The following is a 21101-nucleotide window of genomic DNA, read 5'->3' as shown; positions in this document are numbered from 1 at the left end:
TAATTTCGGCTGCGATGAACAACTGGATTAGAAAAAGTATCTTACTCAATCTCCTAATGGTGTACTCCGCTTTGGGCTTTAGTGAACCTCACAGAGACAGTGTTTCTAAAGAAGAAGTAAATGGTACCTTCATTATGCCATTTCCCAAGCCCCATAATGATATTTCCAATACTCTGACTATCCATGCTCTGGGTGGAGGAAAAATTAATATTTCCTTTAACTTGATATATCCTTATGTGGTCAATGGGGAGCTTCAAGCGAATACAGGTGAATTATCCGCGGTAGCCAACATTAAAGGGGATACAGCTGTATATTCCTCTTCCGAGTATGGCCAATGCACCATCACCATTACCTTCATCAAGCCCGGCGTGCTGTCTGTCACACAAGAAGGCTCTGATGCTGATTGTGGTTTTGGTCATAACGTCTATGCCAATGGAACTTATTATAAAAAACCAAAATAGCTGTTTTTTTAAGTCCTCATACCGTGAAGACTATTTCATGAAAAAACAACCAGTTATTATGGACAAAGGCTCCGAATCCTACATGATCAAGCAAACCGTTTCTTGCTCAGCAGCTTTTCCTGGAGTTTTTTCCGGAACCTTACCCCGCAAACGAATAAATTCTTGCGCCAAGTATACCTGATTTGTGAGTTGTGATTTTATATCCTGGGCAAAATCTGCTTTTATATGATAAGTATTCTTTATAAAATCAATATTATCTGCCATATAAGACAAGGGATCACTGTCAATTAATCCCAATTTAAGCGTATTGTTTTCTCTAAAAACCCCTGACGCCTCTCCCAGTCCATAACGCCGCCTCAGCACCGCGATACCATTCATTGTTTCATCAACCTTTTTCTGAATGTCCAACTCATGGCCGGTGTAGATAAAACTAATCATAAGAATTTTACCGCACTCATTAAAATCAAATTGCAGGGACTGTAGAGATACTCGGTGTCTTTGCTGTGAACTGGGCATTAAAATAAATGCAACGCAGTCTTTTATAGTCTGATTTTTAAAAGTACTGTACATTTTAAAATAGGAAATCGAGTCTGCATCCTTGGATTTAAACATTTTGGGCATGGCGCACTCCTTTATCTAACAAGCGTCTAAGCTCTCAGCTCATTTATCATGCTTGTTCTGTAAAACCATGTACACTAAATTTTTTATCACATGTCCAGTCGTACGTTACCTGAATACCGGCATAGATTTTCCTAAAGTCTATAACCCCGATATAGAACATTCCCTGGAGCTCTATACCGGAGAAGAAATAAGCATAGAGAGTTACTTTGAACCGCTAACCAGTCGAGGACGGTGGAACCAACACTTACACCTCAAGTAACTTATACTGGATTCTAATAACGAGAGGTTTTGGTTAATTAACTTCCAGGCGTTCTTTATACTGTTCTTCGTCAAAACCTAAGGCGATTGTTTTGCCATTTTCTACCAAAACGGGCCTCTTGATCAGAGAGGTATTGGCAATAATAAAGTCTATTTTTTCCGCCATACTCAAGGCTTCGTAATGATCTTTGTATTTGCGATAAGTCATTCCTTTTTTGTTAATGGGAAGTTCGCCTGCGAACTCACTCCATGCTTTTATTTGTGCTTTAGTTGGTGGAGATTTTTTGAAATCGATAAACTCATAATCAATTTTATTTTTCTCTAAGAAGTTGCGCGCTTTTTTTACAGTATCACAATTGGGAATTGCAAACATTGAGATCATTTTTATCCAGAAGGTTACGCTACAGGTAGCCCTATCTTAATCTATGTTTCTATGCCGTGCCAATTTCCTGGGGGAAAACCTTGATTGCGCGATGCTTCATCAAGGCTACTATTACTGATGAATTTTGCTAAGTATCTGGCTTAGCAAAATGGTAATTATTATTTAAATTTCATAGGGATAAAAATTTATTATATAGGCGTGGGTAACTGATGGGATATGTGTCTATAATATCTATTGAATAGGTCAAGGAGAAATCTATGTTTACAATTGGAACGTACCTGGCACAACGATTGGAAGAGCTTGCCATCAAAGACTATTTTGCCATCCCCGGAGATTATAATCTGGTTCTCCTTGATGAAATTTTAAAGAATAACAAATTACAAATGATTAATTGCTGTAATGAATTGAATGCAGGTTATGCAGCAGATGGCTATGCTCGTATTCATGGTATTTCAGCTTTATTTGTGACTTATAGCGTCGGAGGGTTAAGTGCGGTTAACGCCATTGCTGGTGCTTATGCGGAGAATTTACCTGTCCTGGTGATTTCAGGCGGACCGAATACAAACTCAATTCAGGACGCAGAGATTTTGCATCATACTTTAGGGAATGAAGATCATGGTTTTGCTCGTGATGTGTATGCACGCGTGACGGCAGCAGCCATTACCATTCGCAAGCCTGAAAATGCCCCACACCAAATAGATGGCGCGATTGCATTAGCCATAGCCAAGCAAAAACCGGTGTATCTTGAAATTGCCTGCAATATTGCCAATGCTCCTTGTTCTAAACCAACAAAGAGAGCCTTTAACGCGTCAAAGGTTAGCGACAGCTCTTCATTAGCTGCAGCAGTAGCCGATGCGGCAGAAAAACTGAATGCAGCGAATAAACCCAGCTTGATTCTCGGCTCTAAAGCACGCTCTTGTCATGCTTTGACAGCAATCGCGGAACTTTCTAGCAAGGCGGGCTATCCACTTGCCGCCATGCCCGATGCAAAAGGCTTTATTTCTGAAACTCATCCCAACTATATAGGCATTTATTGGGGGCCGGTAAGCTCTCCAGGGTGTGCTGAGGTCATTGATTCAAGTGATGCCTATTTACTGATTGGCCCTAATGAAAATGATTACACAACCGTTGGTCACATGTGGGGAATTAATCCGCGAAAATCGGTTTCTATTGCGGAGGGCTGCGTACGAGTTGGCGACACTATTTATACAGATGTTTATATGAACGATTTTCTCAAAGCCTTACAGGAGAAACTTAAATTTAATGATAATTCTCATAAGGTTTTCCAACGTATTGCTGGTTCAGCACCACAATACCTTGAACCCAAAGATTTGAATGCTCCCTTGAGCACTCGTTATCTCTTTGGCCAAATTCAAAAAATGCTCAATAAAAAAACTGCCCTCCTGGCAGAAACAGGTGATTCCTGGTTTAACTGCATGCGCTTGCATTTACCCGACGGCTGCCCCTTTGAAATTCAAATGCAATACGGCTCAATTGGTTGGTCAGTTGGAGCACTTTTAGGAATGCAAGCAGCCTTGGCTGATCAGAAAAGAGTGATTGCCTGTATCGGCGATGGTTCTTTCCAAATGACGGCACAAGAAATTTCCACGTTAATTCGCTACGGATTTAAACCGATTATCTTCCTGATGAATAACGCCTCTTATACCATAGAGGTGCAAATTCATGATGGCCCTTATAATGTCATCAATAATTGGCGCTATGCCGAGCTGGTCAATGTCTTTCGTGGTGAGCAATCCGGTGCCAAATCTTATGTAGTAAAAACTAATCAGGAGTTATTAACGGCGATTACCGATGCACAAAAAACGGATGCTTTGTGTTTTATCGAAGTGATTCTTGATAAAGATGACTGCAATAAAAACCTTTTGGAATGGGGGTCACGCGTGGCTAATTACAATAGCCGCCCACCCAGGTCTTAGAGCCAGGCCCTCATTAGCGGAGATTTTTTGACAAACATGCCGACGGGAGCCAGTTACCCATACTCAAAGCTTGTTGTGGGAAATTAGAGGCGAACCCGCTCCGCTTAGTTTATTTGGGGGACTGCAGATTCATGACGGCTCTCAAAATAAGCCTGAAACTCCCGCTATGTGAGTAAGCATAAAATGTGATCAGACTTCGCAACTTTAGTTATAAACCTCTCTAATCGCTTCGGCTTTAAAGCGATGATTCTGACAAACTGTTATAGTGAATTTGATTTCATTGATGCATTAAATATTTTATATTATCTTCAAGTGTACTGTTCTTATGTACACGATTCATTTTAAATATCATTAGCCAGCTTAGTAAGGATAGCTCATGAATCTCAGCAAAGGGATGTATTACCCTCGGTTACCAGTTTGCAAATTTAGGACAAGCTGCTTTAGGCGCGACTCCTGGTCACGTTATTACCCAAACACCTCATCTTTCTCATCTCTGCGCTAATCCAATTCACTTTCAATTGACAGTACTTATATAAGGAAGAATCTAAATGTATTTTGTAAGAGCACGGACACTATTCTTAATTGCTTTATTTCTATTTCCTACATTAAATTTTGCGGGCATTCCTCCAATTACCTTGACCTTGCAAAATGGAGCCACTACTACTTTAGCCAATGGAGAAATGGGTGCGGCTAATTATCTGGTAAGTCTTAATCCCCGTGTCCCCGGTAGTTTAAATTTGACTCTGGCAGGCGGTATACCTGCCGGGGTTGGGCAAATTACTTCACAACCATCTGCCTGCAGCACTGCTTCACCTGTCTGTACCAGTTTGTTTAGATTAAGTCCCGGAGGAAGTTGCTGTTTAATGCTTCAATTAAATGGCAGCAACATGACCAAAGGCATTAATAGCATAGCCCCTATCGTGGGAACAACGCCGCTCCCCTCAACTTATAGTACTCAAGCGGCTCCTTTAGCCGTCTCCGTGACCGCTGCACCTGCAGCAAGCACTTTAAGCGTGAGCGTGTCCAATTTAGCTTTGTCGGTCAATAATCTAAGTTTGAATGCCCAGTTAACGGGCTCTCCTCGGGTAATTATTATTAGTAATGTGGGAAGTCAAACCGTAACAGGTCTATCCGTTAACTTCCCAACCTGGCCAGCAGGCACAACGGCTACCGACAATTGCGGCAATACTCTGGCGCCGGGCAATTCGTGTACCATTACGATCACCCCCGGAGCAAATCCAACCACGAATTGCAATACGGGCCTTGTCCCTTCACCTGGTGTAGTTACCGTTAGTGCGACTAATGCCGCCTCTGTTCAGACTAATGTCGTGGTTTTAAGTTATGGATGTATTTATCAAGGAGGTTTTATCTATTCAGTAGATGATACCACCCCCAATACTGACAGTATTCTTGGTAAGATAGCCGCTGTAACAGACACTGTTCCAGGGACAACTGCACCAGCAGCTGGACTCCCTGACTGGGGCGGGGATGGAACTGACGTTTCTCCTGGTGGTTCAACTTATGAAAACAATCCGGTAGGGGCAAATAATGGAAGTGTTAATACAGCGACTATTATTAGTGTACTAGGTTGCTCGCTCCCGAATGCTGCATGTTCATGTAACGCGCTTTCTGTCAATGCCGCCGGTACTTCATCCTGCTCATCGCCATCCTTGTGTTATACCGGTTGGTATTTACCCGCCATTTGTGAATTAGGGCCGTTTGGTATAGCGTGTACAGCTGGCAGTACAAATATTCAAGAACAATTGTTTGTGGCTAACCCACCCATTCCTGGTTTAGGCTTGGTTGATACAGGATATTATTTTAGCTCGACTGAGTACTCTGGCACTCCTACCCATTATGCATGGTACGAGGTATTTTTTACCCCTGGCGGGGGTGGTCAGGCCTTTGACGGCCCCAAAGACTTCTCTCTTGGGGCAAGGTGCTCTCGGGCTTTAACACCGTAGTATTTTGTGAAATTACAAGTAGGTTGAGTCGCGACTCAACCTACTGAGTTTGGTGAACGTTGTTACTCAGCAAGTCTTATAAAACTATGAGGATCATTGAGGTTAACCAATGAAATGGCTTGCTGAATTTTATCGATCAGGAACTCGGCACAAGGTTTTATAAGCAATTGAATATCATCCCAATGTTCATTTTCTACACCAATACAGATTAACTTGGCGCGCTGCATTACGGGTTGATGGGTTTTAGGTAAGTGCTGGATGACCCAATCTGCAGCATCAGGTTTCGATCTAATGGCATTGGTTCTCAGGGTACTCCAAATTCGAGCATAAGTGAGGAGAACATTTCGAGTATCATGCTCCAGATCGGCAGTAAGTCTGCTTAGATCATCAACCATCGCTTTTATAAAATCGCCATAGGGTACATGAGGCAATAGTTGTTTTGGTTCTAATCCCAATAAAGTATGACTTTTTAGTAAGACCTGAGTAATAATTAGTGCCAGATCGGGCATTTCATGAGTCGCCCATAGATCAATATCCCCCTGTTCAAATGATGTTCGCAACCAATCGCCATATTGAAAATCAAATCGGGGAGGATAATGCCAAGGATTGATTGCGGCCTTTTCAACAAGGGTCATTTCAATAGGCAATTTCACACTTTTCATGTAAATACCCGAAATGTGAAGTAGAGCAGTAGCGAGCCGCCCTCTTTCATCCAAGGTAGTTGCGCGACTGGTTATAACAAGTAAATCAAGGTCACTGTATCTTTGTAGCCCGCCTACAAGAGATGAACCATAAAGATAAACACCCAAAAGATCTGCGCCCAAAACCGCGCGTAACAGATTCAAGCTATCTTTGATCTGTTGCTGGATTTCAGCACTAAACGTAGTTACCATAAATGTTGATTCATTTGTTATCTGTTTAAGACCTATATTACTTAACAAACGTAGGTTGGGTCGAGCCCCGTGAATAATATCGCAACTACAATGACTCATAGCAAACTTCAAACAGGGTAATAGCGATTTGCTCCTGTTACAATACAACGTATTCAAACCGCTCAAGATCGCAGTAAATGATTAAGGAAAATTATGAAACTGGCTTGGTTAACTGACATTCATTTAAATTTTATTGACCTTGCAATACGACACCAATTTTATCAAACCATTATTGATACGGGTTGTGATGGGGTACTAATAAGTGGCGATATTGCAGAAGCACCTTGCGTGAAAGAGCTGTTGCAAGAACTGGCCCATTTCATTAGAAAACCTGTTTATTTCGTTCTGGGTAATCATGATTATTATCGCGGTCAGATAAGTGACGTACGACACGAAATGACCCAGTTAACCGAATCTAATGAGTATTTATTTTGGCTGCCCGCGTCAAACCCACAGCGGTTGGATAACAGCACTTTTTTAGTTGGCCATGATGGTTGGGCTGATGGTCGTCTGGGGAACTATGATGACAGTCGGGTGGTGCTTAATGACAGCAGAATGATTGCTGATTTATTCCAAGAAGGAAGGCTTGGCAAGTCGCAACTATTAGCCCAAATGCAGCAACTTGCTGATCTTGATGCCAGCCAGCTTCAAAAGCAATTATTACAAGCGGTGAAAGAGCATGCGCAAAGAATTATTGTTGTAACGCATATCCCACCATTTAAAGAAGCGTGTTTGCATGAGGGGAAAATCAACAATGATGATTGGCTGCCTTATTTTTCTTCAAAAGCAACCGGGGACGTATTAAGCGATATTTGCCTGAGCTACCCTGATATCAATTTCTTAGTCTTCTGCGGTCATACTCATGATAAGGCAAAGTACAGTCCCCTTCCCAATTTAATAGTTGAAGCGGGGCATGCAGAATACAATCGGCCAGAAATTCAGAAAGTTATCTCGCTCCAGGGACAATAGAATAACTTTGTCAATTTCGCATCCATCCTTAACCGTGCTCACTTGCCTTTTATTTATTACTTTCAATGATCTACTCATTTTGCTAGATTGAGTAACCAATCCTGCGGCAAGCCGTGGAAAATACCTGTTCAAGTGGGTCATAAGGACGATTTATATGTTTAATTTGAAGAAAATGGCAATTGCATTTTTCGTTTTCAGCTGCGGGGCTTCATTTTCAGGAGCTATGGGGCAGCTAATGGAAGCTAATAATCCCAAGGAAAATTTATATGCAGGGGTTGGTGTTGGGGGATCTTTTAATGATGACCAATTAGAGACCCAAAATGTGGTTTTTGGAAGTACCGTTAATGCCGCTTCGAATAATAATCAGTGGGTCGGTAATGTCTTTCTGGGGTATGGACATACCTTCATGAACTCACTGTTTTTAGGTATTGAAGCCAATACGTATTTTCCTCATCGTACGGAGAACTTTTATAGTCCTGGAGTAACGATTGTAGGTCCTATTTACCAGGATCAATTGGCGATAAATGATTATCTTGGACTTGATTTGCTCCCTGGTTATCGCGTCAATTCGGATCTATTAATTTACGGACGCGCGGGTTTATCCTTTAGAGACGTATCCATTAATCAACCTGAAAATACGCCAAACTCACCCAGTTTTTTTAATTCCGATAATTCTGTGGGGGGGCGATTTGGTGCGGGAATAACCTATGCCTTAAACAGACATATTGCGGCATCAGTGGATTATTACTATTCTTATTTCCCAACATTTAGTTCTAATTGGCCGTTATTCAATCTTCAATATAATTTTAAATCACATTCAAATTATGCGGGGTTTTCCTTACTGTACACGGTTTAAGATGGATTGGATTTCTTCAAAGTAGGTTGGGTCCTTTTGACCCAACCTACTTTCTAATACCAATAAACCCAATTTTCAGACGTTAACTCTCTTTAAAAGGAGTACATTTAGGACTATATACTTATATGAATAGATTATCCCCTAAGGTTCTAATGTTTCTCAAATAAGGACAATAAAGATGGAAGCACTCGTCATATTGCTTATAGAATTTTTATTAGACCCCATAATCCTGTTATTTATTCTATTATTCAATGTATTAGTCTGCATCATAGAACTCATCATTGAGCTAATTTTCACTCCTTTTTTAATGAAAGATAACAAAACCACCTCACCAGCTATGACAAAAAATGCCAATAAAAATCCGTCTAATCCAGAGCCTCCCCAAAAGAGAATCAACTCAAGCAAAATGACTAATTCAGTATTCTTTGCAAAAACAGTTTATGCATTAAAATGGCTCAGAAACCTTTCGTTATCGCTAATTATTTTAATAATCAGTGCCTTGTTTATTATAAATTTTGCCCTTTTTGAGCCGACAGTAAAATGGATACTTACCAGAGTAGAACAAAAAACCGGCATAGAACTGAATGCCGAGCAAATAAAGGGTAATATTTTTACCGGAAAAATATCTTTTCACCAATTCCATGTAACGCGTGAATCGCCAATAAAAACGAGTTTTAAACTCGATATTGCTGATCTATCCCTGGATATCGATTGGTTAAGCCTGATTTTTCGCCCTATAACCATTCAAACGCTATTCATAAACCAGGTTACCGGCAATATTACCCAACCCGATCCACAGGTAAATACAAACGACCATACAGAGCAGGCAGACAGTGAATCCCAGATAAAAACGAAACGGCCCTTCGTAATAAATAATCTTAATGTGAACAAGATAAATATTACGTTTACCAACAATGGCAACACCCCCATTCCTGTATCTTTTGATAAAATATACACCCCAAAATTTAGAAGTGACTATGCAATTTTTGACCTATTTTTCCGCTCCAACATTACAGGTTCTATAGATGGCCACCCTATTTTAATCTCTACCAGTGAAATGGACTCCGGAAGGATTACTCACTGGCATATTCCTGACTTCCCAGTGGCGATACTTGCTAATTTTGTAAATAAACCACCAATCAATTGGCTTAAAGGCGGAATTATTAATGTTGAAGTTAAAGATAAATGGCAACTTAATGATCAAGAAGCCAATATTGAAATGGATTGGCACTTGCAATCGCAAGGATTGATATTAGAACCGCCACCCGATATCCCCTTCATTAAACGGCAATTAGCTTTTGCTATCACCCATTATATCAACAGTAAAAATGGTGATATCGATCTCAGGCTAAGAACAGTGCTCAATGAGAATCAATTTAAAAATGCATTTTCTTTAGATGCCAGCGGGCTTTGGGATGCATTAACTCAAACCATCACCAATTCAATAATAAATAAAATCCATCTTAAAGGGGAGTTTAATAACAACGTAACGGGTTCAAAACATTTTTAAAAAAGAGAAGTGAAACCGTTAACTCGAAATTTGCTCTCATTGATGCAGGCTTTCAGAAGGTTATCAATCATCTGTCCCAAAGCCCAATTTAGCATCTTGATAAAAGACAACTTCACCTGTTGATATATCATGATGCGCTCCAATAATTCCACACTCTCCTTTTTCAATAAGATCTTTCAAAATAGGACTGCGCTCCATCACTGCCTGGACTGTTCTCTTAACATTTATAGCAGTAACCTTTTCCACGAAATCCTCGTTACTTGAGGTCCGATTTTCAACGGTGGACTGTTCCGCATGAACAGCATTTTGTATTTTATTGAGCAAGGCGGTCAAATTACCCATTTCCACATGATCACAAGCCCCCTTTATTGCACCGCATTTTGAATGCCCCAACACCACGATTATCTTAGCTCCCGCTACTTTACAAGCAAACTCCATACTTCCTAAAATATCTTCATTAATAATAGTGCCTGCAATACGTACGCTAAATATATCACCTAGACCCTGATCAAAAATCAATTCCGCTGAAGTACGCGAATCAATACAACTCAAAATAATAGCAAAGGGATGTTGTCCATCAGAGGTTTCATTCGCTTGCTGTAGCAGGTTACGATTAATTTTTAAATTATTTAAAAATCGTTTGTTACCTTCTTGTAATAAATCCAACGCAATTTCAGGTGTAATTGCTTCTTGCATTTCTTTAGTCAAAGTTTTCATTATTGCTCCTATACATCATCTTCAGATCTGAAAAACTCGATAATATACACCATTGGACAATTTGATTTTATTTTAATAGGCAGAAATCATCCCTCATTTCTTTCTTATAATTGACGCAATAACCTATAGAATCATTCAAATAGTCCATTACGAGTATAGCCAACGCTGTAAAACTTGCTCTTTCAAAGTAACAATTAAATTTGATTTTTGTCTTTATGTCCAGAATGAATTCAGCTTATGTCTGTGATAACTTAAAATGAATTGACTGCCGATTATCGATGCGAACAGGGGCCCTATCCTAGCAGCTCGCATCTTTAATTTGTTTTCTGCAGTGTTTTAAGCCAATTATGATCTATATAATACCTCCTCAATAGGTATACTTACTTTTAAATGGGAAAGAAAATGCTCACCCAAGAAATACTTAACAAAATAGACAGGTATTGGCGCGCAGCTAACTACTTATCAGTAGGCCAGATTTATTTGCGTGATAATCCGCTACTTAAGCGCGAGTTAGTTTTTTCAGACATTAAACCCAGATTATTAGGCCATTGGGGAACAACTCCCGGTCAAAATTTTATTTACGCCCACTTAAATTACATTATAAAAAAATATGATTTAAATATGATGTACATTTCAGGGCCAGGCCATGGCGGTCCTGCAGTTGTAGCGAATGCATACCTTGAAGGAACATACAGTGAGCTATATCCTGAAATCACCCAAGATGAAGATGGGTTACGCAAGTTATTTGCTCAATTTTCATTTCCGGGCGGAATTCCAAGTCATGCATCCCCAGAGTGTCCTGGCTCTATCCATGAAGGAGGTGAATTAGGGTACTCTTTAAGTCATGCTTTTGGGGCCGTATTTGATAATCCGGATTTGCTCGTTGCTTGTGTTATTGGGGATGGTGAGGCAGAGACAGGAGCGCTTTCAACCGCATGGCATTCCAATAAATTTTTATGCCCCGTAACAGATGGAGCGGTATTGCCCATTCTTCACTTAAATGGATATAAAATAGCAAATCCAACCATCTTGGCTCGTATTCCTCAAGAAGAACTGGAGCAATTATTTTATGGCTATGGTTGGACGCCTTATTGGGTAGAGGGCGATGAACCCCAAGTAATGCATGAGAAGATGGCTGCTGTCGTTGCACAAGTCATCAATCAGATTAAACTCATTCAACACGATGCGCGCGCTAATAAGAATGCGCAACGCCCCCATTGGCCCCTGATTATTTTAAAAACCCCTAAAGGTTGGACGGCTCCTAAAATAGTTGATGGGATAAAGATTGAAGGGACCTTTCGCTCCCATCAAGTACCCGTTTCTAGCTGCTCGAGTAGCATGGAGCATTTAAAAATCTTGGAAAAATGGCTTAAAAGCTATCAACCTGAAATTTTATTTGATGAACAGGGTAAACTATTCAATGAGATAAGAGCTATAGCACCTGAGAATGAAAAACGGATGAGTGCAAATCCTCATACTAACGGTGGTTTGCTGTTAAAGACCCTTGATTTACCTGAGCCAGATGACTATGCGGTCAAAATCGCAGAACGTGGCCAACAAGGGATAGGGGATACCCGTGTTTTGGGGCCGTACATGAGAGATATAATTCGCTTCAATTCAAACAACTTCCGTATATTTGGACCAGACGAAACAATATCCAATGGGTTAGAGGCGGTATTTGAAGCAACCAATCGTCAATGGGACACTCAAACCCTGCCTGATGACAATTTTTTATCTTCACAAGGCAGAGTACTTGAGGTATTGAGCGAACATCAATGTGAGGGCTGGTTGGAGGGGTATTTATTAACCGGACGTCATGGACTCTTCAACTGTTATGAAGCCTTCATCCACATTATTAGTTCTATGTTCAATCAGCATGCCAAATGGTTAAAAGTTACAGCAACGATTCCTTGGCGCAAAAAAATTGCTTCATTAAATTATTTGCTCACCTCTCATGTTTGGCGACAAGACCATAATGGGTTTTCTCACCAAGATCCGGGGTTTATTGATCATGTAATTAATAAGAAAGCAGAAATAATTCGCGTCTACCTTCCTCCTGATGCAAATTGTTTATTGTCAGTCATGCATCATTGTTTACAGAGTAAACATTATGTCAATGTAGTCATTGCAGGAAAACATCCTGCGCCACAGTGGCTTACCTTCGAGGAAGCAAAGCAGCATTGTGCCAATGGCATAGGAATTTGGGAATGGGCAAGTCATGATAACGGGAAGTCTCCTGATGTCATTATGGCCTGTGCAGGAGATGTCCCTACCCTTGAAACATTGGCTGCGGTTTCTATTTTACGTGCCGAACTACCCCATATAAAAATTCGTGTTATTAACGTCGTTGATTTAATGAAATTGCAACCAGATTATGAGCACCCTCATGGATTAAGTGATGAAGATTTTGAACAATTATTTCTTCAGAATAAACCCATCATTTTTGCATATCATGGATATCCATGGCTCATTCATCGCTTAACCAGTAATCGGTCAAATCATAGAAACATCCATGTGAGAGGATATAGAGAAGAAGGGACAATCACTACTCCTTTTGATATGACTGTATTAAACGAATTAGATCGTTTTCACTTGGTTCTCACTGTCCTTAATTATTTACCCGCAACAGGTTTCAAAGAGCAAGAACTTATTGAGCGCATTAAAGTAAAATTATTAGAACATCAAAGCTACATTAGACAACATGGACAGGATTTACCAGAAATTAGAAATTGGAAATGGGATTCCCATATATTTCAAGATAAAAGAACTCAAAATGTAAGCTTAGTAGAGTAAATAAGGTCATCATTAAGATGACCTTACAATATTAACTTTTCTTCGAAATAATATTATTTTTTGGTCAGACCCCGATGATCTTAATAATTCAATTCGAATCTGGCCCCATTGATTTTCTAAGCTCATTGGGAATGAATCTGTTTATTGCTTATGAACACTTTTGCAACAAAACCAAATTATGCGTCGTCTTTGGGACCGGTTGCTTTATTAGGTTTAGGTGATGATTTTTTCACGGTTTTTTTTGAGCTTGCTTCTTTTGCAACTGGCACGTCAGCCGCTTTTGAGGTTTTTTTGGGAGTAGGCGTTTTTACGGTTTTTTGCGCAGGCTTTTCACTTTTAACGTTCTTGTTGTTTTTTGCATGTAGAATCGAATTTACTTTTTCTTTTAATGTACGTCTTATGGCTTTGAATTCTTCTGTACGAATTTTAGCAAGATCCTTTTGATGCGCGACGCCAATTAATACGTTTCTTTCGATTTTTTCAGATAATAATGCATATTTTTTCAGTAAGTGTCGTGCATTTTTAGCCAGCTCTGTGGAATCAATTTTAGCTGGAAGTTCTTTAATATCAGCAACAATTTTTTTAATTTTTGTTAATTCAACTGGAGTTCCTTTTCCCATGATGAGTCTCACTTTTGATAGCAGTAAAAAAAGTATAGCCCATCGCTTGGGATTCTTCCACAGTCCCTATCCCACTATGGATTAAATGATTCAAGTGAAAACATCTTTCATATTATTTATTACTCCAGTAATTATGAGTTTTCGCAATCTTTACTTTTTAAGGAAGCAAGATAAAGGGTTTCAATTTCAGTCCTTGCTCATGGTGTTTTGCGCAAGAATTTAAGGCTTGATTTGATGCTGGGGTTGGAAGAAAAACAGTTAATTTTGACTCTTTCCGCTAAGCCTTCCCAGCCATAACAAATCAACAAACTATTTAAGATAACCTCTAGGGTAATACCGTGCAGTGGATCATTATAAGTTCTGTCCATCAACTATACCTTTTTTTGTTGTACATTAGGGGGTTTAGTCTAGACCTCGCTAAACGCAGCAAGCGTAGGCTGGGCTGTAAAGCCCAGCGTGCAACCTTGATCATTTCCTGGAAGTTGATTATTAATCCGAAAACAGATATTTAATTCAAGTGCCAATCCTTTCATCAGATCATTGCTGGCCATAGATCATTTGCTGGGCTTTACAGCCCAGCTACGCTTACCAAAAAAGAATTGGGTTTTGTTTATAATTTTCATAGTTGGGTTTATTTTGAAATACAACTTTTTGTCAGTTCTTCCCCACCCCCCAAAGATGATTCGCATCGTGTCATATCTACATTGCTATTTTCTGCCCCAGTTTTGTTTGATGCCCAAATTGAGTGATTAAGCATCATTAGCTCGTATCCTGATAAACAATATTGTATACGGGTGTGTAAGGCTTCATATTTAGGATACGAGGCATCGCTTAGACTTGAGAATAATTCATAACTTTCACCTACTTGGCCCTTATATAGCTGTTCACCTTTCGAAGTGATGTCTTTTTCGAAACCCAGATCAACCTCAAAACTTTCTGTTACCGGAAAACAGGCGAGTTGATTCAACGTTAACTCGCTATCGGTATAACCTTCAGTAATGTCTTCATCTATTATTGCGTTCTTGAAGCGATAGGTTTCGTCAGTATCACGATAACGGATGTTGGGATGTTTATCGCCCAATTGTTTTGCATAGATATTATCAGCAAGCCCTCTGGCACAATCCCAAACACAAGCTTTGCCATAAACCCCGCCGAGATGTACGGTATCAATTTGGTTAATCTCGCAGGCCTCAAGAAACTCTTCGCGAAAAAACTTGTCTTCCATTTGTTTTTTTAATTGTTTTTCAAGAGCGCTATTTTCGCCCAAATATTGAGCAATGAGTCGCAGACAGCTTTTTTTAGCATCTTCTGGAAGTGACAGGAAACAAATCAATTTGGGCGTTGTTTTCAGTAAATGTTCCAAGCGCTCTAAAAGGGTAACTCGTTCTTCTTTAGAGGTAACTTCAGTAAAATATTCATCTAGAGCTTCAATATAAAGTGCCTTAAGTGGAAATTCTTCAGTTTCAGCTCTGCGCACAGTAATTGCTGGGGTAATTTCATTACCCATGTTTATAGTAAATGTTGGCATTTTTGTTCCAGTTCTGGGAGGTTGGTGACTGATCAAAATAACGCCAAATTGATCAATTGTCAATATTCACCCCATGCCCTAGAACATGGAACTAAGGAGAACTTATTGCTTTAACCCTCTCTTGCAAAACTAATCTATACGTCCAATAGTAATACCTTTTCTGTTTAAAATGCGTCCGTCTTGCGCTCGAACCTGTAATTTTGCAATGGGTGCTTCCAATCAGGGACCAGGAGATGCGCGCAATTCAAATTCCTCAATGAGTTCTTGAGCTATTTTCATATATTCATCATCAATATCATTGTCCATAGCAAGTGGTTCAATAACCACACCCTCCTTATCTGGTTTAAGGTAAGGCGCTAGTCGTTCAATTTTTCTGAGTACTTCAGCGGTGTCCATACTATTTTTACCAAAACGGCTTAAGGCGATATCAAAATATTCGGCCAGAGCGTTGTAATCTTCACGTTGTAACACTTTGCTTTGGCCAATATGAGCGGATATTTTATCAGGCCTTACACCCTTTTTAAGTAAATGATGAATAATGCCCCCAACATGGAGAGACCCAACGTGAACAATGGTTATTTTATTGTTTGCAAGCAATCGAACTACTTGATTAGCCATATGCTTATCACGCTCTTGTCACTTTAAATCTAAAAAAGGAATCGCTGGGCTTTTCAGCCCAGCCTACGCTTGCCCCTTTGTAGGATAGTATGAATAAAAACTGAATACTGTTGTCTTAATTTAATTACTTAGTTTAAAATTGGTCCATAATTTTTTACTAACCATTTGGAGACAATAAAATGGCTATGGATCATGTAACATTTTGCAAATTATTAACTCAATCGAAAGAAACTTTTAATAGCATGCAATTTGAAGGAGATGCTATTTTGTTGGACGAAATTAATCAGACTAATATAGAGAATACAAACGAAGTAAAGGAGCTGATCCAGTTATGGGAGGCCTATGAATTATTTTATAATAGCCACATAGAATTGGTTCAGGAGATTCTTCCCATGGAAAATCTTACTCCTCCTCAGAGTCGAGAACTTGATGCTTATTGCAATGAAGTCATGGATCAATGCGCTACTCTAAGAGAACGCATGCAGCCTTTTATAAATCGATTCCTAGAAAACTATGAAACTACATTTGGTCCGATTTTTAATTCAGATAATAGTTATCATTTTTTTCAGCCTCACAATTTCAATGCCTTCAATTCCCCTGTCGAAAATAATACATCTCAAAATTCTTTTAATTAAAAAATAAGAGCGTAGGTCGGGCTACAAATAGCCCGACAACAAATATTCGCCAAGACTTCCATCCAAAAAATCACCGGTATATGACCAATCTTTTGATATTTTGCCCAAGCGGGTATCTCTATGAATACTTGAAAAAGGCCACTCCGAAGGCTTACTTACATAACCATGCTTTACTGGATTATAAAGAATATGATTCATCTGGATGTATTAATCTTCTGTAACGCATCTTCTTAAATAAATCCTACTTCATTAACGCTGGATTGCTAACAGCATACTGCAAATTTTTCATCGCATTTACAAGTCATTGCTTCCTATAAAATACCCTGTAGGCGACATAGAGTGAAGTCAGGCAATTTGTTGCCCGACCTACGCTTGCTACAAAATTTTTGGGCATTTATTGATTCTGAAGGCCCATTGAATTGATATAAAAAAAGCCTTAACAGCTTGTTTTACAATGGTTTTTGATAGCCTTTGGTGGTCAGGAATGGTTTTGTTAATTGGGGCGGCATCCATAACATTGGCTATGTAATTGATTGATAATAAATAATTATTTGAATGCGGCTTGGAAAAGCCCCCAAATAGGCCCCACTTTATCGAGTATTACTCTTGGAATTGAACCAAATTCCGCCGATTACCGTTCTTATATTCGCGAACAGCGAATGCCTGCCAGAATATACAAGTTAATGATTTGAGCCTCAATATCATTCTTATTTGCTATTCGCGAATCGCGAACAACGAATGATGGTGCTATACTTAAGTTAAGATAAAGATTGGGGTATCTACCTTATGCTCAAACCACAAGACATCGTGATACTTTTGAAAATACTTTCCATGATGGTTTTGAACAAAAACTATCAGGACGAGTATTTGTCTCAAAATAAACTTGCAACGCTTTTATGCATGAGTGTATCAGAAGTTAATGCTGGCATAAAAAGATTAGTTCATTCAGGATTATTAGCACCGGTGCTTACAGATAATCCTAAAAATAAAATGATATTCTTACCAAGTAAATCAGCTTGTGAAGAATGCCTGATATCGGGTGTGAAATATTTCTTTCCTGTAGAGTTGGGTGCTTATACTCGCGGAATTGCTACGAGTTATGCCGCCCCTATCCTTGAAAAACAATTTATTCTCGGTGATGACCCTATTCCGGTCTGGCCTTATGGTGAAGGCGATAAACGAGGATTGGCTTTAGAACCTTTGTATTCCTCGGTGCCAAAATCAGTGACTCAATTTCCAGATCAAACTTTTTATGAATTACTCGTGCTTGTCGATGCAATTCGCAGTGGGCGAGCGCGAGAAAGAAATATCGCTACTACATTATTAAAGGAAATTATTCATGGCAAACATCAAGCAGGAAAGAGCCACAGCGAATTTGAGAATGCTAGAGTTTGTGGCAAGGAAATTAGGGCCACTAAATGAAGAGGTTATCTACTTGGGTGGTTGCACTACTGCGCTTTTTATAACTGATCCTTTATCGCTAGATGTTCGTCCTACGCGGGATGTAGATTGCATTGTAGATATTGCCTCCTTGCCGAAGTATTACCAATTTGGGAAGAAACTATCAGACCAAGGATTTAAACAATCTATAGATGAATCTGTCATATGCCGGTGGCATTATGATGAGGTCATTTTAGACGTCATGCCAATAGATGAGAGCGTTTTAAAATTTGGTAATCGCTGGTACAAAGAAGCTATTGAGCACGTCATTACACACCAATTGAAAGATGACCTTATCATTAAATCAGTAACCGCACCCTACCTGCTGGCAACCAAGATTGAGGCATTTAAAACAAGAGGTAATAATGATTTCTTAGGAAGCCATGATTTTGAGGACATTATTACTGTCGTTGCTGGGCGTACTGAAATTGCAGATGAGATCTGTCTTGCGACAGAGAACTTAAAAACACACCTTAAACAGTTTTTTGCAGAAATCATTAATGATGATAATTTCCGAACAGCATTACCAGGGCATCTTAACGACGGCCCTGTTACAATACAGCGTATTCAAACAGTTCAGGATCGCATAAAGCACATCATTAGTGGCTAAGGAAAAGCAAGCGTAGGCTGGGCTGAAAAGCCCAGCATTCACCAGCAATGGAAACTTCAATTCCAAGAAAAGTTGCTAGAAAGACTCTGCCTTACCTGGTTAACTCATTTTTCACTTTAAATCTACAAAAGGAATCGCTGGGCTTTTCAGCCCAGCCTACGCTTGCTAGAAGTCACCCCTAGCAATATCAAATATGCTGAAAGATTACGTTGTGAAATACTCAACACTATTGAACGTGGTACATTTTCATATGCAGATTATTTCCCACAATCAAATTTAGCGAGAAGATTTGGACATGTAAAAACTAATATAACAATTGGTGAGTTACTCAGAGATTTTTTAGATCAGATAAAAGCTACTCGTGAGCATAGTACTTATATCGGGTACAAGAAGGTCTGTGAGGCACACCTTATTCCTTATTTTGGTGAAGTGGCATTACAAGATTTAAAACCAGCTTTTATTCGAGAATGGATACGTGGTTTGCAGGTTACCTCAAAAACTGTCAGCAACCTTCTCATTCCTCTACGAGCGATCATTGAACAAGCACTTAATGATGAATACATCAAGAGTAATCCGCTGGATAAAATTGTTATTTCTAAGTTGTTAAGCAAACAAACCAGCAAAAGCAATTTCAAAGTAGACCCATTTGATAAAAATGAAGTCAAAGCTATTTTAGATGCAACTCACCACGAACAGATCAGAAATCTCTTTCAGTTTGCTTTTTTTACAGGATTAAGAACATCCGAGCTTATAGCTCTTGAATGGGAAGATATTGATTTAGCTCATGGGATAATAAATGTTGTCAGAGCTGTGGTAAAGAAACAGGTTAAAGGAACAAAAACAATTGCGGGTAAACGTAAAGTAATGTTACTCCCTCCCGCTATTGAAGCGCTTAATGCACAAACGAAATATACCTTCGATCTAGGTAAACGTGTTTTCCATAATCCACGGACTAATCAACCATGGGAAACTGATCACCAAATCCGGCGGACTGCTTGGGTACATACTATTAAACGAGCGGCTATTAGGTATAGAAATCCTTATCAAACAAGACATACTTATGCCTCTATGATGTTATCCGGTGGCGAAAATATCATGTGGGTTGCAAGCCAGATGGGACATGTTGATACTGAAATGGTGATGAAAACTTATGGCAAGTGGATACCGGATGATTCAGCTAAAGAGGGTTATAGTACAGTTACAAATTGGGAAAAATTTATCTAGCCAATTATTTTTTTTGAAAAAACCCTTCTGCAAATTGTCTGCTTTCATCGAACTCTTTTGGCAAGAAACGATAGGTATTCAGAGAGCCTCTTAAAGAGTCGACGATCTGCGATTCATATTTAAATTGCACTTTAGGTTTTCGCGAAATTATAAGTCCATAAGCATTGCTGTTGGGCAGTTTATCATCACGCCCATAATGGAAAGGTATATTGGTAAAACAAACAATATTGGGCAAAGAATCGGGAAATTTTTCTTCCATTTTTTTATACTCTCCCCTTATCTTATCTACCTTATCTTGATTTTCATATATATCTAACTCAGGCAAATTAACATCAACAAAAACAATAAAAGGTTCATCAACATCTTTTTCTACGGCATTTCTTAATTTGCCATACAAGTCAATGTTCCTATGCTTGCCTTGCTTCGCGCCCAAAACACCTTTAACATCTCTGGCTTTGGCCTCAACTTGTAATATTTGACCAGTTTGAGTATGAGTGGCTCGACATTCCGTAACACGACCACGACCAAGTGTTTCATCAAATAGTTCCAGCTTAAAGCCGGCCCTAATCATAGTAGCTAAAACAAATATTTCATATCGGGCACCATTGAAGCTGGATTGAACCTTCAGCCGCTTCACTAAATTACCTGTTAAATAATTTTGGTCATTTAAAACAAACAAATCATATGCCAAATGTAGGTAAGCTAACGCGCTACCATTTAATTGGCATGTTTCCACAGGATTTTCAGGATCGATAATTGTAAGTTGACCCTCTGTACACCACTTAACAATAATGTGGCGTTCAAATGTCGGTTTAGATAATTCATTTTCAAACCAATCATTGCCTAAAGTAGTTTTCAAGTGACTGGTCAAAAAATCTGTAGGAGTGTTCCAATCACAATCAGGTTTGTCCGATATAACAAGAGTTCCACCAAGTATCACCATCCGTTTATTCTGAAATACACAGCTTTTAATTTCAGGAGTAAATCCAAAATGTTGTTCATGGAATTTTTTGGCTCTACCCCAAT

The 21101-nt window shown here is 39.3% G+C and carries 22 protein-coding genes; 11 read left to right on the top strand and 11 right to left on the bottom strand.

What is annotated here, in order from left to right; all coding sequences use genetic code 11:
• Window positions 1-14 precede the first annotated feature (14 nt).
• Complete coding sequence (locus LOX96_RS13540; protein ID WP_250422989.1) at window positions 15-461, top strand: hypothetical protein; 447 nt, start codon at window positions 15-17, stop codon at window positions 459-461.
• A gap of 78 nt (window positions 462-539) precedes the next feature.
• Here LOX96_RS13540 and LOX96_RS13535 read toward each other — a convergent pair whose 3' ends face one another.
• Together LOX96_RS13535 and LOX96_RS13530 are read right to left on the bottom strand one after the other, a co-directional pair.
• The gene (locus LOX96_RS13535) at window positions 540-1082 is read right to left on the bottom strand and encodes a hypothetical protein (RefSeq protein WP_250422991.1); all 543 of its coding nucleotides are present in this window, start codon (window positions 1080-1082) and stop codon (window positions 540-542) included.
• Window positions 1083-1374: 292 nt separating this feature from the next.
• On the bottom strand, window positions 1375-1722 hold the full coding sequence (locus LOX96_RS13530; protein WP_250422993.1) for an arsenate reductase family protein: 348 nt from the start codon (window positions 1720-1722) through the stop codon (window positions 1375-1377).
• Between the two features lie 257 nt (window positions 1723-1979).
• Between LOX96_RS13530 and LOX96_RS13525 the strand changes: the two genes are divergently transcribed.
• A complete protein-coding gene (locus LOX96_RS13525) occupies window positions 1980-3659 on the top strand; it encodes an alpha-keto acid decarboxylase family protein (RefSeq protein WP_250422996.1) in 1680 nt (559 codons plus the stop codon).
• Between the two features lie 548 nt (window positions 3660-4207).
• Entirely contained in the window at window positions 4208-5623 is a 1416-nt protein-coding gene (locus LOX96_RS13520; protein WP_250422998.1) for a hypothetical protein, read from the top strand.
• Between the two features lie 62 nt (window positions 5624-5685).
• Here LOX96_RS13520 and LOX96_RS13515 read toward each other — a convergent pair whose 3' ends face one another.
• Window positions 5686-6516 (bottom strand): aminoglycoside adenylyltransferase domain-containing protein, encoded by an 831-nt coding sequence (locus LOX96_RS13515; protein ID WP_250423000.1) that lies wholly within the window; start codon window positions 6514-6516, stop codon window positions 5686-5688.
• A 192-nt stretch (window positions 6517-6708) separates the two neighbouring features.
• Here LOX96_RS13515 and LOX96_RS13510 point away from each other — a divergent pair, with 192 nt between their 5' ends.
• The 3 genes from LOX96_RS13510 (at window position 6709) to LOX96_RS13500 (ending at window position 9890) form a co-directional block, all read left to right on the top strand.
• Window positions 6709-7524 carry a metallophosphoesterase family protein gene (locus LOX96_RS13510; RefSeq protein ID WP_250423002.1) on the top strand — a complete coding sequence of 272 codons (816 nt, stop codon included), beginning with the start codon at window positions 6709-6711 and terminating at the stop codon, window positions 7522-7524.
• Window positions 7525-7678: 154 nt separating this feature from the next.
• Window positions 7679-8380 carry an outer membrane protein gene (locus LOX96_RS13505; RefSeq protein WP_250423004.1) on the top strand — a complete coding sequence of 234 codons (702 nt, stop codon included), beginning with the start codon at window positions 7679-7681 and terminating at the stop codon, window positions 8378-8380.
• A gap of 178 nt (window positions 8381-8558) precedes the next feature.
• A complete protein-coding gene (locus LOX96_RS13500) occupies window positions 8559-9890 on the top strand; it encodes a hypothetical protein (RefSeq protein ID WP_250423006.1) in 1332 nt (443 codons plus the stop codon).
• A gap of 63 nt (window positions 9891-9953) precedes the next feature.
• On the opposite strand, the gene LOX96_RS13495 is transcribed toward LOX96_RS13500, so the two are convergent.
• Entirely contained in the window at window positions 9954-10607 is a 654-nt protein-coding gene (locus LOX96_RS13495) for a carbonic anhydrase family protein (RefSeq protein ID WP_250423008.1), read from the bottom strand.
• 402 nt (window positions 10608-11009) lie between these two features.
• Between LOX96_RS13495 and LOX96_RS13490 the strand changes: the two genes are divergently transcribed.
• Complete coding sequence (locus LOX96_RS13490; protein ID WP_250423010.1) at window positions 11010-13400, top strand: phosphoketolase family protein; 2391 nt, start codon at window positions 11010-11012, stop codon at window positions 13398-13400.
• Between the two features lie 176 nt (window positions 13401-13576).
• Here the strand turns inward: LOX96_RS13490 and LOX96_RS13485 are convergent, their stop codons facing one another.
• The 5 genes from LOX96_RS13485 to LOX96_RS13465 form a co-directional block, all read right to left on the bottom strand.
• A complete protein-coding gene (locus LOX96_RS13485; protein ID WP_250423012.1) occupies window positions 13577-14020 on the bottom strand; it encodes a hypothetical protein in 444 nt (147 codons plus the stop codon).
• A 197-nt stretch (window positions 14021-14217) separates the two neighbouring features.
• A complete protein-coding gene (locus LOX96_RS13480; protein WP_284498381.1) occupies window positions 14218-14388 on the bottom strand; it encodes a VF530 family DNA-binding protein in 171 nt (56 codons plus the stop codon).
• 39 nt (window positions 14389-14427) lie between these two features.
• Complete coding sequence (locus tag LOX96_RS13475; protein ID WP_250423014.1) at window positions 14428-14571, bottom strand: hypothetical protein; 144 nt, start codon at window positions 14569-14571, stop codon at window positions 14428-14430.
• An 80-nt stretch (window positions 14572-14651) separates the two neighbouring features.
• Entirely contained in the window at window positions 14652-15548 is an 897-nt protein-coding gene (locus LOX96_RS13470; protein WP_250423016.1) for a hypothetical protein, read from the bottom strand.
• 219 nt (window positions 15549-15767) lie between these two features.
• Window positions 15768-16166, bottom strand: a complete 399-nt coding sequence (locus LOX96_RS13465) for a hypothetical protein (RefSeq protein WP_250423018.1) — start codon at window positions 16164-16166, stop codon at window positions 15768-15770.
• 179 nt (window positions 16167-16345) lie between these two features.
• Here LOX96_RS13465 and LOX96_RS13460 point away from each other — a divergent pair, with 179 nt between their 5' ends.
• On the top strand, window positions 16346-16801 hold the full coding sequence (locus LOX96_RS13460) for a hypothetical protein (protein WP_250423020.1): 456 nt from the start codon (window positions 16346-16348) through the stop codon (window positions 16799-16801).
• A 21-nt stretch (window positions 16802-16822) separates the two neighbouring features.
• Here the strand turns inward: LOX96_RS13460 and LOX96_RS13455 are convergent, their stop codons facing one another.
• Window positions 16823-16999, bottom strand: coding sequence for a hypothetical protein (locus LOX96_RS13455; RefSeq protein WP_250423022.1), 177 nt, complete (start codon window positions 16997-16999; stop codon window positions 16823-16825).
• A 588-nt stretch (window positions 17000-17587) separates the two neighbouring features.
• Between LOX96_RS13455 and LOX96_RS13450 the strand changes: the two genes are divergently transcribed.
• The 3 genes from LOX96_RS13450 (at window position 17588) to LOX96_RS13440 (ending at window position 20075) form a co-directional block, all read left to right on the top strand.
• The gene (locus LOX96_RS13450) at window positions 17588-18223 is read left to right on the top strand and encodes a helix-turn-helix domain-containing protein (RefSeq protein WP_250423024.1); all 636 of its coding nucleotides are present in this window, start codon (window positions 17588-17590) and stop codon (window positions 18221-18223) included.
• Window positions 18141-18851, top strand: a complete 711-nt coding sequence (locus LOX96_RS13445; protein ID WP_250423027.1) for a hypothetical protein — start codon at window positions 18141-18143, stop codon at window positions 18849-18851. Before LOX96_RS13450 ends, LOX96_RS13445 begins: the two co-directional genes overlap by 83 nt.
• Before the next feature lie 162 nt (window positions 18852-19013).
• Window positions 19014-20075 carry a site-specific integrase gene (locus LOX96_RS13440; protein ID WP_250423028.1) on the top strand — a complete coding sequence of 354 codons (1062 nt, stop codon included), beginning with the start codon at window positions 19014-19016 and terminating at the stop codon, window positions 20073-20075.
• A gap of 4 nt (window positions 20076-20079) precedes the next feature.
• On the opposite strand, the gene LOX96_RS13435 is transcribed toward LOX96_RS13440, so the two are convergent.
• A complete protein-coding gene (locus LOX96_RS13435; protein WP_250423030.1) occupies window positions 20080-21018 on the bottom strand; it encodes a hypothetical protein in 939 nt (312 codons plus the stop codon).
• Window positions 21019-21101 lie beyond the last annotated feature (83 nt).

This window comes from Legionella maioricensis (genome assembly GCF_023618015.1).
Taxonomy (GTDB): Bacteria; Pseudomonadota; Gammaproteobacteria; order Legionellales; family Legionellaceae; genus Legionella; species Legionella maioricensis.
The sequence above is the reverse complement of the archived record's forward strand: the minus strand, read 5'-3'. Positions and strand labels throughout refer to the sequence as shown.

Excerpts from the sequence above, each read along its gene's own strand:
- LOX96_RS13540 (WP_250422989.1), top strand. The coding sequence starts at position 15 with ATGAACAACTGGATTAGAAAAAGTATCTTACTCAATCTCCTAATGGTG.
- LOX96_RS13535 (WP_250422991.1), bottom strand. The coding sequence starts at position 1,082 with ATGCCCAAAATGTTTAAATCCAAGGATGCAGACTCGATTTCCTATTTT.
- LOX96_RS13530 (WP_250422993.1), bottom strand. The coding sequence starts at position 1,722 with ATGATCTCAATGTTTGCAATTCCCAATTGTGATACTGTAAAAAAAGCG.
- LOX96_RS13525 (WP_250422996.1), top strand. The coding sequence starts at position 1,980 with ATGTTTACAATTGGAACGTACCTGGCACAACGATTGGAAGAGCTTGCC.
- LOX96_RS13520 (WP_250422998.1), top strand. The coding sequence starts at position 4,208 with ATGTATTTTGTAAGAGCACGGACACTATTCTTAATTGCTTTATTTCTA.
- LOX96_RS13515 (WP_250423000.1), bottom strand. The coding sequence starts at position 6,516 with ATGGTAACTACGTTTAGTGCTGAAATCCAGCAACAGATCAAAGATAGC.
- LOX96_RS13510 (WP_250423002.1), top strand. The coding sequence starts at position 6,709 with ATGAAACTGGCTTGGTTAACTGACATTCATTTAAATTTTATTGACCTT.
- LOX96_RS13505 (WP_250423004.1), top strand. The coding sequence starts at position 7,679 with ATGTTTAATTTGAAGAAAATGGCAATTGCATTTTTCGTTTTCAGCTGC.
- LOX96_RS13500 (WP_250423006.1), top strand. The coding sequence starts at position 8,559 with ATGGAAGCACTCGTCATATTGCTTATAGAATTTTTATTAGACCCCATA.
- LOX96_RS13495 (WP_250423008.1), bottom strand. The coding sequence starts at position 10,607 with ATGAAAACTTTGACTAAAGAAATGCAAGAAGCAATTACACCTGAAATT.
- LOX96_RS13490 (WP_250423010.1), top strand. The coding sequence starts at position 11,010 with ATGCTCACCCAAGAAATACTTAACAAAATAGACAGGTATTGGCGCGCA.
- LOX96_RS13485 (WP_250423012.1), bottom strand. The coding sequence starts at position 14,020 with ATGGGAAAAGGAACTCCAGTTGAATTAACAAAAATTAAAAAAATTGTT.
- LOX96_RS13480 (WP_284498381.1), bottom strand. The coding sequence starts at position 14,388 with ATGGACAGAACTTATAATGATCCACTGCACGGTATTACCCTAGAGGTT.
- LOX96_RS13475 (WP_250423014.1), bottom strand. The coding sequence starts at position 14,571 with ATGGCCAGCAATGATCTGATGAAAGGATTGGCACTTGAATTAAATATC.
- LOX96_RS13470 (WP_250423016.1), bottom strand. The coding sequence starts at position 15,548 with ATGCCAACATTTACTATAAACATGGGTAATGAAATTACCCCAGCAATT.
- LOX96_RS13465 (WP_250423018.1), bottom strand. The coding sequence starts at position 16,166 with ATGGCTAATCAAGTAGTTCGATTGCTTGCAAACAATAAAATAACCATT.
- LOX96_RS13460 (WP_250423020.1), top strand. The coding sequence starts at position 16,346 with ATGGCTATGGATCATGTAACATTTTGCAAATTATTAACTCAATCGAAA.
- LOX96_RS13455 (WP_250423022.1), bottom strand. The coding sequence starts at position 16,999 with ATGAATCATATTCTTTATAATCCAGTAAAGCATGGTTATGTAAGTAAG.
- LOX96_RS13450 (WP_250423024.1), top strand. The coding sequence starts at position 17,588 with ATGCTCAAACCACAAGACATCGTGATACTTTTGAAAATACTTTCCATG.
- LOX96_RS13445 (WP_250423027.1), top strand. The coding sequence starts at position 18,141 with ATGGCAAACATCAAGCAGGAAAGAGCCACAGCGAATTTGAGAATGCTA.
- LOX96_RS13435 (WP_250423030.1), bottom strand. The coding sequence starts at position 21,018 with ATGGTGATACTTGGTGGAACTCTTGTTATATCGGACAAACCTGATTGT.